This is a genomic window from Bradyrhizobium sp. CCBAU 53421, assembly GCF_015291625.1.
In the GTDB taxonomy this organism is placed as follows: domain Bacteria; phylum Pseudomonadota; class Alphaproteobacteria; order Rhizobiales; family Xanthobacteraceae; genus Bradyrhizobium.
In genome coordinates, this window is the sequence record NZ_CP030047.1 from 9,196,558 (window position 1) to 9,212,053 (window position 15,496).

Annotated in this window: 12 protein-coding genes and 1 tRNA gene; 5 read left to right on the forward strand and 8 right to left on the reverse strand. The window is 63.1% G+C overall.

What is annotated here, in order from left to right; translation table 11 throughout:
* The first annotated feature begins 62 nt into the window (after positions 1-62).
* Positions 63-1,835, forward strand: a complete 1,773-nt coding sequence (locus XH92_RS42535) for a bifunctional diguanylate cyclase/phosphodiesterase (protein WP_194457359.1) — start codon at positions 63-65, stop codon at positions 1,833-1,835.
* A 283-nt stretch (positions 1,836-2,118) separates the two neighbouring features.
* Here XH92_RS42535 and XH92_RS42540 read toward each other — a convergent pair whose 3' ends face one another.
* Positions 2,119-2,757 carry a carboxymuconolactone decarboxylase family protein gene (locus XH92_RS42540; RefSeq protein ID WP_194457360.1) on the reverse strand — a complete coding sequence of 213 codons (639 nt, stop codon included), beginning with the start codon at positions 2,755-2,757 and terminating at the stop codon, positions 2,119-2,121.
* A gap of 166 nt (positions 2,758-2,923) precedes the next feature.
* Between XH92_RS42540 and XH92_RS42545 the strand changes: the two genes are divergently transcribed.
* Positions 2,924-3,328 (forward strand): YccF domain-containing protein, encoded by a 405-nt coding sequence (locus XH92_RS42545; protein WP_194457361.1) that lies wholly within the window; start codon positions 2,924-2,926, stop codon positions 3,326-3,328.
* Between the two features lie 121 nt (positions 3,329-3,449).
* Here the strand turns inward: XH92_RS42545 and XH92_RS44205 are convergent, their stop codons facing one another.
* The 3 genes from XH92_RS44205 to XH92_RS42555 form a co-directional block, all read right to left on the reverse strand.
* Positions 3,450-3,707, reverse strand: coding sequence for a GCG_CRPN prefix-to-repeats domain-containing protein (locus XH92_RS44205; protein WP_371817908.1), 258 nt, complete (start codon positions 3,705-3,707; stop codon positions 3,450-3,452).
* A gap of 117 nt (positions 3,708-3,824) precedes the next feature.
* On the reverse strand, positions 3,825-4,862 hold the full coding sequence (locus XH92_RS42550) for an alpha/beta fold hydrolase (protein ID WP_194457362.1): 1,038 nt from the start codon (positions 4,860-4,862) through the stop codon (positions 3,825-3,827).
* A gap of 116 nt (positions 4,863-4,978) precedes the next feature.
* Positions 4,979-6,058: an LLM class flavin-dependent oxidoreductase gene (locus tag XH92_RS42555; RefSeq protein ID WP_194457363.1), complete on the reverse strand. Its 1,080-nt coding sequence runs from the start codon at positions 6,056-6,058 to the stop codon at positions 4,979-4,981.
* A 129-nt stretch (positions 6,059-6,187) separates the two neighbouring features.
* On the opposite strand from XH92_RS42555, the gene XH92_RS42560 reads away from it, so the two are divergent.
* The 3 genes from XH92_RS42560 to XH92_RS42570 all read left to right on the forward strand — a co-directional run bounded on the left by XH92_RS42560 (position 6,188) and on the right by XH92_RS42570 (position 8,469).
* Positions 6,188-6,264 (forward strand) — tRNA-Arg (locus XH92_RS42560).
* Between the two features lie 299 nt (positions 6,265-6,563).
* Complete coding sequence (locus XH92_RS42565) at positions 6,564-7,052, forward strand: lipocalin-like domain-containing protein (RefSeq protein ID WP_194457364.1); 489 nt, start codon at positions 6,564-6,566, stop codon at positions 7,050-7,052.
* Between the two features lie 508 nt (positions 7,053-7,560).
* On the forward strand, positions 7,561-8,469 hold the full coding sequence (locus XH92_RS42570; RefSeq protein ID WP_194457365.1) for a division plane positioning ATPase MipZ: 909 nt from the start codon (positions 7,561-7,563) through the stop codon (positions 8,467-8,469).
* 240 nt (positions 8,470-8,709) lie between these two features.
* Here XH92_RS42570 and XH92_RS42575 read toward each other — a convergent pair whose 3' ends face one another.
* The 4 genes from XH92_RS42575 to XH92_RS42590 all read right to left on the reverse strand — a co-directional run bounded on the left by XH92_RS42575 (position 8,710) and on the right by XH92_RS42590 (position 15,372).
* Entirely contained in the window at positions 8,710-9,030 is a 321-nt protein-coding gene (locus XH92_RS42575; protein ID WP_194457366.1) for a hypothetical protein, read from the reverse strand.
* A 71-nt stretch (positions 9,031-9,101) separates the two neighbouring features.
* Positions 9,102-13,925 carry an NAD-glutamate dehydrogenase gene (locus XH92_RS42580; RefSeq protein WP_194457367.1) on the reverse strand — a complete coding sequence of 1,608 codons (4,824 nt, stop codon included), beginning with the start codon at positions 13,923-13,925 and terminating at the stop codon, positions 9,102-9,104.
* 359 nt (positions 13,926-14,284) lie between these two features.
* Positions 14,285-14,704 (reverse strand): CBS domain-containing protein, encoded by a 420-nt coding sequence (locus XH92_RS42585; protein WP_194457368.1) that lies wholly within the window; start codon positions 14,702-14,704, stop codon positions 14,285-14,287.
* Between the two features lie 119 nt (positions 14,705-14,823).
* The gene (locus tag XH92_RS42590; RefSeq protein ID WP_371817909.1) at positions 14,824-15,372 is read right to left on the reverse strand and encodes an aminoacyl-tRNA deacylase; all 549 of its coding nucleotides are present in this window, start codon (positions 15,370-15,372) and stop codon (positions 14,824-14,826) included.
* Positions 15,373-15,496 lie beyond the last annotated feature (124 nt).

Here is a 15,496-nt window from a genome sequence, read left to right on the forward strand (position 1 = left end):
TGTCACGGCATTTCGCAAGTCCGCTTAACCAAAACTACAACGGACTTTGCCAAGGTCGGCGCATGCATAATCTCACCAAGTACGATTTTCAGGCGGGCACCGCAGGGACCGGCCAGGACGACATTTCCAATAGCGAATTGCGCATCCTGCGCGATCTTCTCCAGCTGCTGCCGGCCGGCGTCACCGTCCAGGACGAGCAGGGCCAGTTCATCCTGGTGAACGAAGCGGCGGCGAACCAGTTGCAGCTGGCGGCCGGCGCGAGCCAGCCATCGCCTGTCGACGAACGCCATGCCGCCAACCTCGACCTGTTGCGCAGCGGCCGCCCCGTGGTGCTCGAGGAGGTCCTCGCCTGCGGCGCTTCCAAATACGTGTTCCTCACCGCGCACCGGCCGGTCCAGATCGCCGGCCGCAATCTCCTGATCTCGACATCGACCGACATCAGCGAGCAGAAGGCGTTCGAGGACCAGCTGTTCCGCTCGGCCTATTACGACGAGCTGACCGGCCTGCCGACCCGGCGGGTGATCGAGCATCGCGTCAACGGCCTGATCCGCGACTCCTCGCAGAACCATTTCGCGCTCGCCTTCCTCGACGTCGACAACTTCAAGCACATCAACGACTATTACGGCCACGCGATCGGCGATGCGCTGCTGGTCGAGCTGTCCAAGCGGCTCGGCCACGCGCTGCGCGACACCGATATCCTGTCGCGGATCTCCGGCGACGAATTCCTGCTGCTGCTGAACCCGATCAGCAGCAACGACGAGGTTGCCGAATTCATCCAGGTCATGCAGGAGCGGCTGAAGGCGCCGTTCTTCATCGAGGATTCCGAGATCTTCGCCTCGACCTCGGTCGGCGTCAGCCTCTACCCCATGCATGGTCGGAGCTACGAGGCGCTGCGCCAGAACGCCGACATCGCGATGTATCGCGTCAAGAACAACGGCAAGGGCTCGATCGCGTTCTTCGACAACAGCATGGAGCGCGAGGCGTTGGCGCGGATGAAGATCGAGCAGTCGTTGCGGCTGGCGATCCTTGAGAAGCGCTTCTGCTGCGCGTTCCAGGCCAAGGTCGACATCCGCACCCTCGAGGTCAAGGGCATCGAGGCGCTGGTGCGGCTGCGCGACGACGAGGGCGTGATCCAGGCGCCGGGCACCTTCATCGACCTCGCCGTGGAGCTCGGCCTGATCGACGAGCTGACGTTCCTGGTGCTGGCGGAAATCGTCAAGTCGATCGACCTGATCAACGACACCTTCGGCCCCACGGCGACGATCAGCATCAATGTCGCCGCCAAGCAGGCCGGCAACGTCGAGTTCATGCGCCGCTTCGCCCGCGCGCTCGAGGAGACCGGCTTCCCGAAACGATTCATGATCGAGGTGACCGAAGACGCGTTCGTGACCCGGTCGCATTTCCAGGACCAGATCCTGCCGATCCTGCGCGGCATCGGCGTCGGCATCTCGATCGACGATTTCGGCATCGGCTATTCGTCGCTGTCGGCGCTCGCCGACATCACCGCCGACGAGATCAAGATCGACCGCTCCTTCATCACCGACATCCACAAGCGGCCGCGCAGCCAGGGCATCCTGCGCGCGATCGAATCGCTGAGCGAGGCGCTCGGCATGACCGTGATCGCCGAGGGCATCGAGTCCTACGAGGAGCTGACCTATCTGCAGGCGGCGACCAAGATCCGCTATGCGCAGGGCTACTACTTCGCCAAGCCGATCTTCCTCGAGGACCTGAAGCCAGCGACGCCGGTCGCCAGCGAGAGCCGCGCCAGCATGGCGGCGCGCCCGTCCCAGGACGGCCGCCAGGGCTACTCGCGCGCCAGCGGCTTCAGGCGGTAGAGGCGACCACGCAATAGATCGAAGCAGCGAGCCCTCGCTTCACCTCGCCTCACCTTCGGGCGCACGGCCAAAATATCGAAAACAACCCCATGCAAAGTAGCCGGCGGCCGCCGGCGTTCGACACGGCAACTTGACACGCCGGGCAACTCAGCCGTATTCTTCCATTATTCCGAAATTGTACAAACTCCCTCTCCGAGGCTATCGCATAGGGCATTTGCGGACTTCTGCAACTGATAGCGATGTGCGATAGCCCTGCCACCTGCGGGGCGAGGGGAAGGTCGAGCTACTTCTCCAGCACCGGGAGCGGCGGCACGCTGTCATTGGCGGCGCCGGCCTGCATCGTGATCAGCGTCATCGAGACGAGGTCGTAGTAGCCCATGATGCCGATGATATCCATGATGCCGCGCTCGCCGAACTTCTCCTGTGCTGCCTTGTAGACGGCGTCGCTGACCTTCCTGTCGCGATAGAGCGCGATGCCGAGATCGTAGAGTGCGGCCTCGTCGTCCTTCATGCCGTCCGGCCGCGTGCCCTTGGCGATGGCGTCCGCGATCTTCGGATCCAGCCCGCCCTTCATCGCCAGCGGATAGTGCGCGGACCATTCGTATTGCGCCGTCCAGTGCCGCGCCGTGATCAGGATCGCCATTTCGCTGAGCCGCGCCGGCAGCGAAGTGTTCCAGCGCAGATAGTCCGACAGGTTCGACAGCTTCGGCGCCAGATCGGGATTGCGGATATAGGCGCGGTAGGGCGGCGCGGTGAACTTGGCATTGCGCGGCGGCGCGCTGATCAGGTCGGCCCAGGCCTTCTGCGGCGGCGACAGCTCCTCGGCCTTAAGCGGCGCGAAACGCGCGGCATCCTCGCCGCGCGCGGCGGGCGCGGTCAACGCCAGGACTGCCAGAACGCCCGCCCCAAGTAATTTTCTCATTGTTGCTCTCCCTTTCCGATGCAGGCTTCTCGTGTCCTGCACGGCGGCGGAGCTTAGTCGCGACCAGGACAGATGCAATGAGGCCGGCACGCCCGCGCCGCACCTACCGCCGCAGCCGACATCGGCCTATATTGACGGCGTCCGAAGCGACGCGAAGGTGTCTGCCATGCAGCCTGTCTCCATTCTCCTCAACATCCTCTGGATCCTGATCGGCGGCGCGTGGATGGCGTTCGGCTGGCTGATCGCCGCTGTCATCATGGCGATCACCATCATCGGGCTGCCCTGGGCGCGCGCGGCGTTCAACATTGCGGTCTACACGCTGCTGCCGTTCGGCTCGCGTGCGGTCCGGCGCGATGAAGTCACCGGCATGTCCGATCTCGGAACCGGGCCGCTCGGCGTGATCGGCAATCTGATCTGGTTCATCCTGGCCGGCTGGTGGCTCGCAATCGGCCACGTGATCACCGCCATCCTGCTGGCCGTGACCATCGTCGGCATTCCCTTTGCCTGGGCGCATCTCAAGCTTGCCAGCATCGCGCTGTGGCCGATCGGCAAGGTGATCGTACCGGCGTGACGCAGGCCTGCCGTCGACGGCTAAAGCGCGATGAGATTGGGTTGAATCATCGTCGCGCTTTAGCTCCTTGTTTGAGCATGATCTTTTCGGAAAACCGCTTCACACTTTTCCGGATCATGCTCTAGAGCCAGTCCTTGGTGGTTTGGCTGCAAGCCTGGTAGTCGCGTCGCCAGATGAAGCCACCGCCCCCACAGGGGGGACGTGGGCGCGAGGTGGCGGGGCACTCGTTCCTGACCCGCGCGCTGGTGCCCCAGCCGTCGATCACGCAGGCACCTCGTGAGGTCCTGTGGCAACCGTCGCCACATCCCTCGGCAGCAAAGGCGGGGGTCAAGCCAAGAAACGCACCGGCCGTCAGAACCACGAGCAGACCTGCTCTCATGATGTCCTCCATTGTGCCGTCGGTTGTGATGCTCCATTCACGTTGCGCACTGAGCCTAGGCGATATCGATCGCGCTCGCCACCGAATCCATGCGCACATTCCGGTGTGCGCTGGGGGTCAGCGCGCCGCCTCGCAGCCCTCGATGTCGAACACCGCAGTCAGGCCGCAGGGCGAGTTGAGCATCTTGCCGCCCTCGTGACCGACGCCGGGGACATCCCACACGCTGTGGTTCGGCGCGCCGTTGTCGCGGGCCTGCATCGCCGCGACGTAGGAATGCCCGCGTGCGTAACGATACGGCCCCTCGGCTTCCGCCATGCAGGATTTATCGAGCGCGGGATGATTGGGGTTGGTGTCGAGCGTTCCCAGGAGATAGATCACGCGGCGCGCGACATAGGCCCGCTCCAGCGCGGCCGGGGTCGGCTCGGCGAGATAGGGCGGACGGTCGTCCATGCCGAACTTCCAGCTGTTGTAGCCTTCGCACGTCGCCGCAATCGCGGGCTCCGGCCGCTCCTTGGTGAAATAAGCGTAGGAGGACGGATTGGCGACGACGTAGCGCACGCCAATGCCCTCGCGCAGCAGCACCTGGTCGCCCTTCACCGCGATCGCATAGCGCTGCACCACCTGGCCGCCGCCGGAATGGCCGAACACCACGACCTGCTTCAGGTTGGGAAACAGCTTGCGGTCGCCGAGCCTCGCCAGGATGGCGTCGAGCGCCTCGAACGAGCTCGCCGGATTGGGTGCAAGCGCGGGCTCGCCGCCCTGCCAGCCATAGAGGCTCCAGCGCAGTGTTTCCGCCGGCAGCTTGAACGCCTCGACGTCGGGCTCGATCAGGAATTGCGGCGCGATCATCAGCGCGCTCTTGCCGGCATCGCCGGCCGCGGCCTGCGCGCTCAGCGCCGCGCGGAAATAATCGTCGGCATTGCGCAGCACGCCGTGCAGCACCAGCACCGCGCGGGTGACGTCCGGCAGCGGATTGGACCAGTCCGCCGAGAGGTAGACCGGAAACGTCGCGTTGCCGACGGCGATCCGACCGCTCGCGACCTCCTTGACCGGCTTCTTGTCGCGCTCGATCTGCGCCTGCGTCGCCGACGCGACCGGCACGTGAACGGCCGCGATCAGCAGCGCCAATACCGCAAGCCAGTGCCGATGATGCATGGTTCAACTCCATTGGTGCCGCTAGCGGCGATGCAATCCGTCCTGATCATGGCGCATTGGGCTGCACTTCATGCATGAATTTTCGGAAAGGCAACACACTCGGAAAGGGATGACGCTCACGCCGCGAGCCGGCCGCGATTGTTCGCGGCGAGGATCGGTCGGATCAGTCGGCCGAACCGCTCGGCCTCCTCGTCATGCAGATAGCCGGACAGGCAGAAGGAGTGGCAACCGGCGTCGATGAACTGCTGCAGCGTCGCGGCGCATTGTTCGGGATTGCCGACCACAGCGATGCCGGCACCGGGCCGCACCTTGGTGATGCCGGTCCACAGATGCGGCATCAGGAGGTCGCCGTAGTCGCGCGCGAGCTGCTGCACGCGCTGGTTGGCTTCGGACTTGACGTAGAGTGTCTTCATCTCCTGCTTCTGCCGCTCGGTGGCGTGGCGCACCAGCTGGTCGGCGGCCTCCCAGGCATCCGCCTCGTTCTCGCGGCAGATCACCTGCAGCCGCATGCCGAAGCCGATCGCGTCCTCGCGGTCATGCGCCCGCGCCATCCGCCTGATCTCCGCGATATTATCCGCGATACGCTCGGGCAGATCGCCCCAGAACAGATGGACGTCGGAATGCTTCGCCGACACCTCCCAGGCCTGCCGCGAGCCGCCGCCGAGATAGAATTTTGGAAACGGCTGCTGCAGCGGACGCGGGCGGATATGCGCGCCCGAGATGGTGTGAAACTTGCCCTGGAAATTCACCGGCCCGCGCGTGGTCCACAGCGCCTTGAGGATCGAGACCTCCTCGTCCATCAGCGCGTAGCGCTCTTCCTTGGCGTAGCGCACGCCTTCGGCCTCGACCTCGCTCTCGTTCTGCCCGGCGATCAAATTGATGCAGATCCGCCCGCCCGACATCTGGTCGAAGGTCGAGATCATCTTGGCCATCAGCACCGGGTTGATATAGCCGGGCCGCGCCGCAATCAGCGGCTTGATCCGCGCCGAGCGCGCCGCCATGAATGCACCGGATATCCAGGCCTCCCAGCACACCGACCCGACCGGGATCAGCAGATATTCGAACCCGGCATCCTCGGCCGCCTTGACCACGCGGTCGCAGAGTTCCGGCGACCCCGCGATCTGCGCCTCCATCAGCCCATAGGCCGTGGTGTCGCCATGCGTGGGCAGATACCAGCCGAATTCCAGCGGACGCATGGGCAAACTCCCTCAAAAGCCGGCCTTTTCGGAAGGCCTGTCATATTGGCGCAGGCAGTTTACAGCCGTTAACCGGCCGGACAACGCCGTTGCCGACACCGAGCCAATCAGCTAAATGGTGGCCGGTACGCACCCGTAGCTCAGCTGGATAGAGCGTTGCCCTCCGAAGGCAAAGGTCACACGTTCGAATCGTGTCGGGTGCGCCATTTCGCAATTTTCGCTTCCGACCAATACCGGATTGATGCCGCATCTCTGATGCAGGTGCGGGCTCGGCTTGTCACCGCAAGGCGACAGTAAGCCGCGTCTCAACAGCGCAATACTGTCGCAGCGATTGATCTCCGCATCCTGTTGCGATCGGATCGGCGCAATTTGAGATCGGGGGATTTCATGGGGCGGCGTTTGCTGTCGCGGCTCACCCGGAACGGACATTCCAGCCGCTCAATTCCTGCGCTAGTGTCAGCCCACCGAGTGCCAAAAAGTGCAGAACATGGGAGGGAAACTTCTTATGTCCACGTTAAAATGCCTCGTTGCCATCGTTGGGTGGCTTATTGCGGCGTATCCGAGCTTTGCCGATGACCGTGAGAAGGTGATCGGCATCTGGAAACTGGTTTCTCAAGAAATTGAAATTCAAGCCACCGGGCAGAAAGAACCCGTCTTCGGACGCTCCCCTACGGGATACGCAATTTTCACGGCTGAGGGCCGTGTAATGTTTGTCCTGACTGGAGAGGGGCGCAAGCCACCACAAACGGTCGAAGATCGCGCCGATCTGCTAAACAGCATGGCCGCCTACACCGGCATGTACCGTCTCGAAGGGGACAAATGGATTACGAAGGTCGATGTTGCTTGGAACCCTGAATGGGTAGGCACCGAGCAAACACGCTTCTTCAGATTAGACGGGGATCGCCTTCAAGTCACTTCGACGTGGCGAATAATGCCAAACTGGGCAGATAAGGGGATGCAGAGGAGCCTCCTTGTATTCGAAAAAACGAAATAGGAGTTTGAACAACCTACCTTCGCGAGCCGGGCGACTATGAGTGCATGCGCCGAGTGCATGCGCCGTGCGTGCATTCCCCGAACGCCTTCCGTTACGTCGCATAGGTCTCTTGTTGGCCAATCGCGCCATTCCCGGAATTGATCGAAATGGCCGCAATCGAAGGATGGCCGGACCACCCGTGAATTTGGGAACACCGCCGCCCATGAGGCGTAGCGCAAGATCACAGTCCGTCGCTGGTTATCCGGCCGGATCGCGTCGGCGGCCGCCGCGTCATAGCGCCACGGCGAAAGCGTAGTGCCCATCTTCATCGGCCTGGCGCGCCACTTCGGAATGCGCCATCGCCGCCAGGTGCCGCCTCTTTTATCCCTCGTTGGCAAGCGAACTGCTCAAGCTAACATCCCAACGGACGGCACGGCTTGCCCGCACATCGGCGACAACGTCGGTCAGGAACCATACGTGGTGCATCGCATTGGTTTTGTGATAGAAACTCTGGTTTGCAAGGCTTGCGATGCTGCACGCGACAGATATCGCAGGGGCAGGATCGCCGTACGTCGTCGTCATCGGCAATGAGAAAGGCGGCTCCGGGAAGACCACGCTTGCCATGCATTTGGCCATCGCACTCCTGAAAGAGGGCCATCGGGTCGGAACCATTGATCTCGACAGCAATCAGAAAGGCCTGACGCGATACATTGAAAATCGGCGCATTTGGGCGAACCATCGGCAGATCGAACTCGAACTACCGCTGCATAGCTTCGTTCCGCGCGCCGGCGGCGCGAAGCTGGAGGACAACGAAGCCGAGGAACTGGCTGCCTTCGAGGACACCGTTTGCGACGTCAGGAAGTTCGTCGACTTCCTGGTGATCGACACGCCCTCGACCGACACGTATCTGATGCGACTTGCGCATCTGGTGGCCGACACTGTGCTGACACCGGTCGCCGACAGTTTTCTTGACCTCGGCACGCTGGCCTCGATCGATCCCATCACGCATGAGGTGACGGGAACCGGGCACTACGCGGAAATGGTGCGCGAGGCCCGCAGGCATCGGCGCGAGTTTGACCGTGGCGGTACCGATTGGGTCGTCATCCGCAATCGCTCGGCGCGGCGCCGACTGGTACGTCGTAGCGTTGCCGAGCTGGGCATCAAGCTGGGCCTCAGGGACGTCGAAGGCTGTGCTGAGCGGATCGTGTATCGCCAGTTCTTCCCCGCGGGTCTGACCGCCCTCGATGCGCTGGACGAAGCGGCCCTCGGCGCCACTCCCGGTCGGTCACACCAATTGGCTCAACGGGAGATTAGCATGCTCGTCGGCCTGTTGAATCTGCCCACGAGCGAGCGCGCGCGCCGCAGGGCGGCCGCGCGCAAAGAATGGTTTGCTTCGTCAGACGCACCACTCGGCATCGACGAATTGCTGATCGAATAGCGGCTCGTCTGACGGGAAATACCTCAGATGCGATCGTCGCCCGCAGACGACGGCCGGCGCGCTTATCAATTTCAGCCATGAGGCGTAGCGCAAGATCGCAGTCCGTCGCGGGTTATGTGACTGGATCGTTTGGTCGGCCACCACATCATAGCGCCACAGCGAAGCTATAGTGCCCATCTTCATCGGCCGTGGCGCGCCATTTCCGCCTCACCGCCGACCAATCTTGGCCCTTGCTGCGGCTTACGGGATCCTTGCCGCAACGTTGGGACGGTTTTTCTCGAGCCAGGCGACAGCGTCGGGTTCATCGACGACGCACTGGAAGGTTTCCCAGGTTGGGTCCTCCAGAGATTCCAATTGCAGTCGCTTCGCCGCATACTCAACGAGATCGTGCAAGCGTTCGTATCCTTGTCGGTGCTCGAGGGAATCTGCAATTGCGGTGCTGGTCCATCCTCGTTGAGCCAAATCGATAATGCTCGGGGCGTCAGCCTCGTTGAACCACGGTGTCGCATCGAACTCGATGCAGCGGACGTTGTCCGCGGTATGGCAAGTGGCGTGGATCATTGGATTCCTCCATTCGCCGGTTATCAACCTGCGCAAGCATTGCGCTTCTCACATCGCCGCCTCGCACGCCCTCAGGCTTTGACCAGGTCCCCGAGCAGGTTCGCCGCCACCGTCAGCTTGGCGAGGGTCATGCCACTGGCAGCGATCTCCTCGACCGAGCGGCGGATACGGGTCGCTTCGGGGTGAGCCGCGAGCCAGGTCTCGACGGCCTCCTGGCCAGACTGGCCGGTTGCGAGCATGTCCGCGGCCAGTCTCCTTTCAGCGCCGGCGATCTGCTCAACGGCGCGGTCAATGGCCATGCGTTCGAAATAATCGTTGGCCGGCACATTGCGAGCGGCGGTGATGATGCGGTCGAGACGGAAATTCGCCTCGGCGGCGTAGAAGGTCGCGGCGGCATCGCCGATGGGGCGCCTGGTGCGCTCGGCAACCGTCACGATGTCGGGTGCCGAATCCAGAGCGTCGAGATCGGCGAGCTCGCCGGCGAGGCCGGCCGGGACACCGGCGTCGGCGAGTTCCTGCCGCCGCTTGACGCGCGCGGCTTGCAAGTCCGGCGGCAGGGCGGTGTCGAGCCCGGCGACGATCTGGCGGATAGCCGGGCCGAAGCGCGCGACGACGGCCTCCAGTCCATCCTTGAAATCGACATTGCGCACGTACCAGACCATGCGTGAGAGCAGGAGGTCTTGCACTGAAGCGTAGAGGGACAGCTGCAGCTGCCCATCGACGCAGGCGTCGAGTGCATCGATCGCGTCATTGAGCCACTTCAGTCCGTAGCATTCATCGACCGCCACATAGGCCATGACGATGGTCGGGACATCGGCGTCGGTCTCGTCGATCAGGCGCACCACACAGGCCGGGCCGCCGCGATTGATCACCGCATTGGCGAGACTGGTCGCGATGATCTCCCGCCGCAGGCGATGCAATTCGGCCGCGCCCGGGAATTTGTCCTGAATCTCGCGCGGAAAGTACTGGGATAGTTCGCGGGCAAGATAGGGATCATCGGGCACGCTGGTGACGAGCAGGTCATCGTAGAGGGTCAGCTTGGCGTAGGCGAGCAACACGGCGAGCTCGGGCCGCGTCAGGAACTGGCCGCGCCGCGTGCGCTCGGTGAGCGCGGCGTCGTCGGGCAGGAACTCCACCGAGCGGCTGAGCAAGCCGCGTAGTTCGAGCGACTGCATCAGGCGGGTGAGGAAGCCGGTCTCTGCCACACCCTTGCGCTCGGCCAGCGAGAGCGCCAGCGTCTGCAGATAGTTGTTGCGCAGCACCAGCGCGCCGACCTCTTCGGTCATCGCGGCAAGCAGGCTGTTGCGGTCAGCCGGACTGAGGCGTCCCTCGCGCTCGGGGCGCGCCAGTGCGACCTTGATATTGACCTCGACATCGGACGTGTTCACGCCGGCCGAATTGTCGATGGCATCGGTGTTGAGCTTGACGCCCTTCTGCGCCGCTTCAATGCGGCCGCGCTGGGTAACGCCGAGGTTGGCCCCTTCGCCGATCACCCGGGCGCGCACGTCGCCGCCCGCGATGCGGATCGGATCGTTGGCGCGGTCCCCGGCCTGATCGTCGGTTTCCGCGGAGGAGCGGACATAGGTGCCGATGCCGCCAAACCACAGGAGGTCCGCGCGAGCCTTCAGGATCGCGGTCATGACCTCGAAAGGCGTGGCTTGCGGCTTGTCGAGATCGAGCAGCGCGCGCACTTCCGGCGTGAGCGGAATCGCCTTGAGCGAGCGCGAGAACACGCCGCCGCCCTGCGAGATCAGCGACTTGTTGTAGTCCTGCCAGCTCGATCGCGGCAGATCGAACAGCCGCTTGCGCTCGGCGAAGCTGGTCGATGGATCGGGCGAAGGATCGATGAAGATGTCGCGATGATCGAAGGCCGCCACAAGCCTTGTCGCCGACGAGAGCAGCATACCATTGCCGAAGACGTCGCCCGACATGTCGCCCACGCCGACCGCGGTGAACGGCATGGTCTGAATGTCGGTGCCGAGCTCGCGGAAGTGACGCTTGACCGCCTCCCAGGCGCCGCGCGCCGTGATCCCCATCTTCTTGTGGTCGTAGCCCTGGCTGCCGCCGGATGCGAAGGCATCGCCGAGCCAATGGTTCTTCTCGGCCGAGATCGCGTTGGCGACGTCGGAGAAGGTGGCGGTGCCCTTGTCGGCGGCAACGACGAGGTAGGGGTCATCGCCGTCGTAGCGCACGGTGGATTCGGGCGGCACCACGATGTCACCGTCGAGATTGTCGGTGAGCTCGAGCAGCGAGCGAACGAAGATGCGATAGGCTTCGGTGCCCTCCGCGAGCCAGGCGTCGCGATTGGAAGGTGGCGGCAGGCGCTTGGGTACGAAGCCGCCCTTGGCGCCGACCGGCACGATCACGGCGTTCTTGACCTGCTGCGCCTTGACCAGGCCGAGGATCTCGGTGCGGAAATCCTGCGGCCGGTCGGACCAGCGCAAGCCGCCGCGCGCAACCTTGCCGAAGCGCAGGTGAATACCTTCGACACGGGGCGAATAGACGAAGATCTCGTAGAGAGGCCGTGGAGCGGGCAAGTCATCGATCCGGCGCGCCTCGAACTTGAAGGAGATCACCGGGCGGGGATGTCCGTTCTCGCCGATCTGCCACAGATTGGTGCGAACGGTCGCCTGCACCAGATTGGTGAAGCGGCGCAGGATGCGGTCTTCATCGAGCGAGGCGACGGATTTGAGCTGCTCCTCGATCTCGGCAAGCAAAGCCGTCTCGCGTGCCGAGCGCTCGGCATCCGTCAAGGCGAGGCGCGGATCGAGGCGGGTCTGGAACAGCGCGACCAGGGTGGCCGTGATCGCGGCGTTCTTGCGCAAGGTCTCCCACATGTAGTCCTGGGTGAACGGCGCGCGGATCTGGTGCAAATAGCGCGACAACGCCCGGATGGCCGAGACTTCCCGCCAGCTCAGGGCGGTGCGCAGGATCAGGCCGTTATATCCATCGGATTCGGCGCGATCGGTGACCACAGCCATGATCGAGGCTTCGAGGCGATGGCTGAATTCCGCGTTGATCTCGATCGGCTGGCCGTCACTGGTCTCGATCGTCATGTCGTGCAGCCACACCGGCTCCGGCCGGTTACCGGGCGTGACCTTGTAGGTGCGTTCATTGACCACGCGCAGGCCGTGATTCTCGATCACCGGCACGCGATAGGACAGCGACAGCGGTACGGCGTCCGAGAACACCTTAAGGCCGAAGTGCCTCGGATCGTCGCCTGCGATGCGGTAAACCGAAATCGTCACCGGGCGGGCTGGCGTCAGCTTTTCGACAGTCGCGATATCGGTGATCGCCTGTTCCGCGCCGAACACCTCGGTATAACCGCCGCTAAAGGCCTGGGCGTATCGGCTGGCGAGCATGCGCGCCCGCATGCCGTCGGTCGACGCAGTGAGTGCGACCTTTAGCTTGTCAGCCCAGGTTGCGGCAATGGCGCTGATCCCGGCTTCAAGCGTCGCGTGCTCGACGACAGGCGTCTTGCCTTCGTAGCGCCCGATGATGAAGTGGACGCGCGCCAGCGCCCCCTCAGGGAATGATACGTAGGAGGCAGACAGCCTTCCCTTGTAGGCCTGCGCCAAAAAGCTTCCGACGCGCGTACGGACGTCGGTGTCGTATTTGTCGCGCGGAATGAAGGTGAGGATGGAAACAAAGCGATCGAACTTGTCGACGCGCGCCAGCGCCCGGACGCGCGGGCGCTCGTAGAGGATCAGGATCTCAATGACGAAATTGTAGAGCGTGTCGACGTCGATCTGGAACAGCTCGTCACGCGGATAATCTTCCAGAATGTGCATGAGCGCCTTGCCGGAATGGCCGTTCGGGTCGAAGCCCGCGCGCTGCAGCACCCGGGAAACCTTGTGGCGCACATAAGGGATCTGCCTTACCGAGCGGGTGTAGGCGCCCGAGGTGAACAGGCCGACGACGCGCAGTTCGCCTTCGAGCCGACCGTCGGGCGAATAGAGCTTGATGCCCACATAGTCCATCCGGATACGGCGATGGACGCGGCTGGAGACATTGGCCTTGATGACGATCAGCAGGGTCGGCTCGTGCATGAACTCGCGGATTTCCGGCGTCATCACCACCATGTCGTTGCCGCGGCGCAGAACCTTCACGTCCGGATCGCGCAGGATTCCGAGGCCTTCGCCGGTCGTGATGTCGTCCGACGCTTCGCCGTCGGGCGAGAAGCGATACTCGCGCACGCCGAGGAAGGTGAAATTGTCCGCGCAGAGCCATTGCAGGAACTGATTGGCTTCGGCGACCTCGTCGATCGGTAGCGGCGGCGGATTTGACGAGAACGTCTTGATCGCTTCCTCGACGCGGTCGCGCATGCCGCGCCAGTCCGCGACGCAGGCGCGGACGTCGCTCAACGTTCTGGTCAGGCCGTCAATCAGCTTCTGGCGATCGGCATCGGCGTCCAGGCGGGTGATGTGGAAATGAATCAGGCTTTCGCGCGCGCCCTTGGCTCCCTCCGGCAAAGCTTCCCCGTAGAACCGCAGCAGCTTGCCCACATCATCGCGTTCCACGGCAATGATCGGGTGGGCGACGAGGCTGACTTCGATGCCCTGCTCGGCGAGCTCCGCCATGGTGGAATCGAACAGGAAGGGCATGTTGTCGTTGAGAATTTCGAGCACGGAAATCTCGCGCCCGTTCGGCAATGTCGGGTTGACGACGCGGATATCGGCGCTGCCGGCCGTGCGTCGCTGGACGTGCTCCCAAGCCTGCTCCGCCAGGAGCGCAAGCGAGGCGGCATCGTAATTGGCGAGATCCTCGATATTGGTGTAGCCGAACAAGGGCTCGGCAAAGGCCCGGGGGCTCCTGCCCGCTGGCACGCTGCCCGCTGCGTCGCGGATCAGGGTTGCTCGGGCCTTGTCGTCGCGCCACGCCATAATGTCCTCCATCTGCCGTGCCGTCCGATCGCAGCCGCGATCATCAGCTTGATTCTGGAGTGCATCCCTTCGAGCGCCGCGATCGATTGATCCTCGGTATCGAAGCTTCGACGGCTTCCGATAACAATACACGATCCCGCAGCGAAAGGTGCACGCTGTCGTGAGGCGTGCTGAATTTCCCCATGACAGCGAGTAGGGCCGAAGTCGGCAGCGACGGCGATCGAACGCTTAGGCAGGAAATCACATGTAATTTCAATTATATATGTGTTCGTTGGTTTGTCCTGAATGGCGCGCCAGTTCGTTTTTCTGCCCGCTCATTGTCCGGCCATGGTGCCGGCCGATCTGCCGGTTTCCGGCAGACCGGCCTCGCCTCAATGATGCGCCGACACGCTCTTCATGTATTGGGACATGAGATCGGCACCGGCAAAATGGCCGATGTCTCCCAGGCTGACCATGCCGACCATCCGTTTGCTCTTGTTGATCACAGGCAGCCTGCGGACCTTCAGCGTTTCCATGTGATGCACCGCTTTCGCCAGGTCGTCGTCTTCCCGGCAGCAGTGGATGCCTTCGGTCATCACATCGCGCGCCGTGGTGCGCGCAGAGTTGAAGTCCTTGCTCGCAAGACCTTTGCAGACGAGGTCGCGATCGGTCACCATCCCGATCAGACGATCGTCTTGCCCGATCGGAATGCAGCCGACGTCGTGCCCTTGCATCAATTTTGCGATCTCGGTGATCGGGGTATCGGGGCTGACCCAATCGACACCCTTATGCATCACGTCCTTGACCTTCATGGAGGACCTCCCTTGCAAGGCAGCAGCCCCCTCGCCTGCAACCATACAACAGATCGGGCGTAAGCGCATGCGTGCCGCGGTTTGGTCAAGGCGCAGCAGATGGTCCTGCTATCATGCCCTCAGTCGTGCGTACTGAAGCGGCCGTGCTGGGAACCGGCGGTCAAGCGCGCGAATTGCGCACGACCGAGGTGCAGCAACGTCTCATGATCGCCGGCTTCGATATAGATCTCGGGCTGCATCTGGATGCTGTCATCAACGATGACATCGAGCCCATAGCAGATGCCGGCGGCGGGAACCGCCCCATGCGCGCAGTCGGCGAACAACCGATCGATCTCGCTTTCAGTGGCCATCGCAATATCATCGCCGAAGCTCGCCCTCAGATCCGTCAGCCTGAGGTGATGCGACGCCGGCAGCACGGCGAGCAGGTAGCCGCCATTGCGGCGCAACACGACGGCTTTGGCCAGGCGATCACCCGGGACGTGAGACGCCTGGGCGGTCAGGGCTGACGACATCGTCAGCGCATGCGGAATCTCGTCGTACACGATGTTTTCGGCGGCGAGATATTTGTGCAGTGTGGGAGAAATGGTCATGACGTCACCTCCGGTGCGACATGCAACCATCCACCGTGGTCCTGCCCGCCGCACGATGAGCGGCTGCGTGGTTCTCATCCCAGAACATAAGTCCTGCTTCAGGACACTGCAATTCGATCCCTAGAGCATTTCGGTTCTGGTTGAATCAGAACCGAAGCTCTAGATTCTCGTTTTGACGCGTTTTCTTCACGCGAACCGGTAT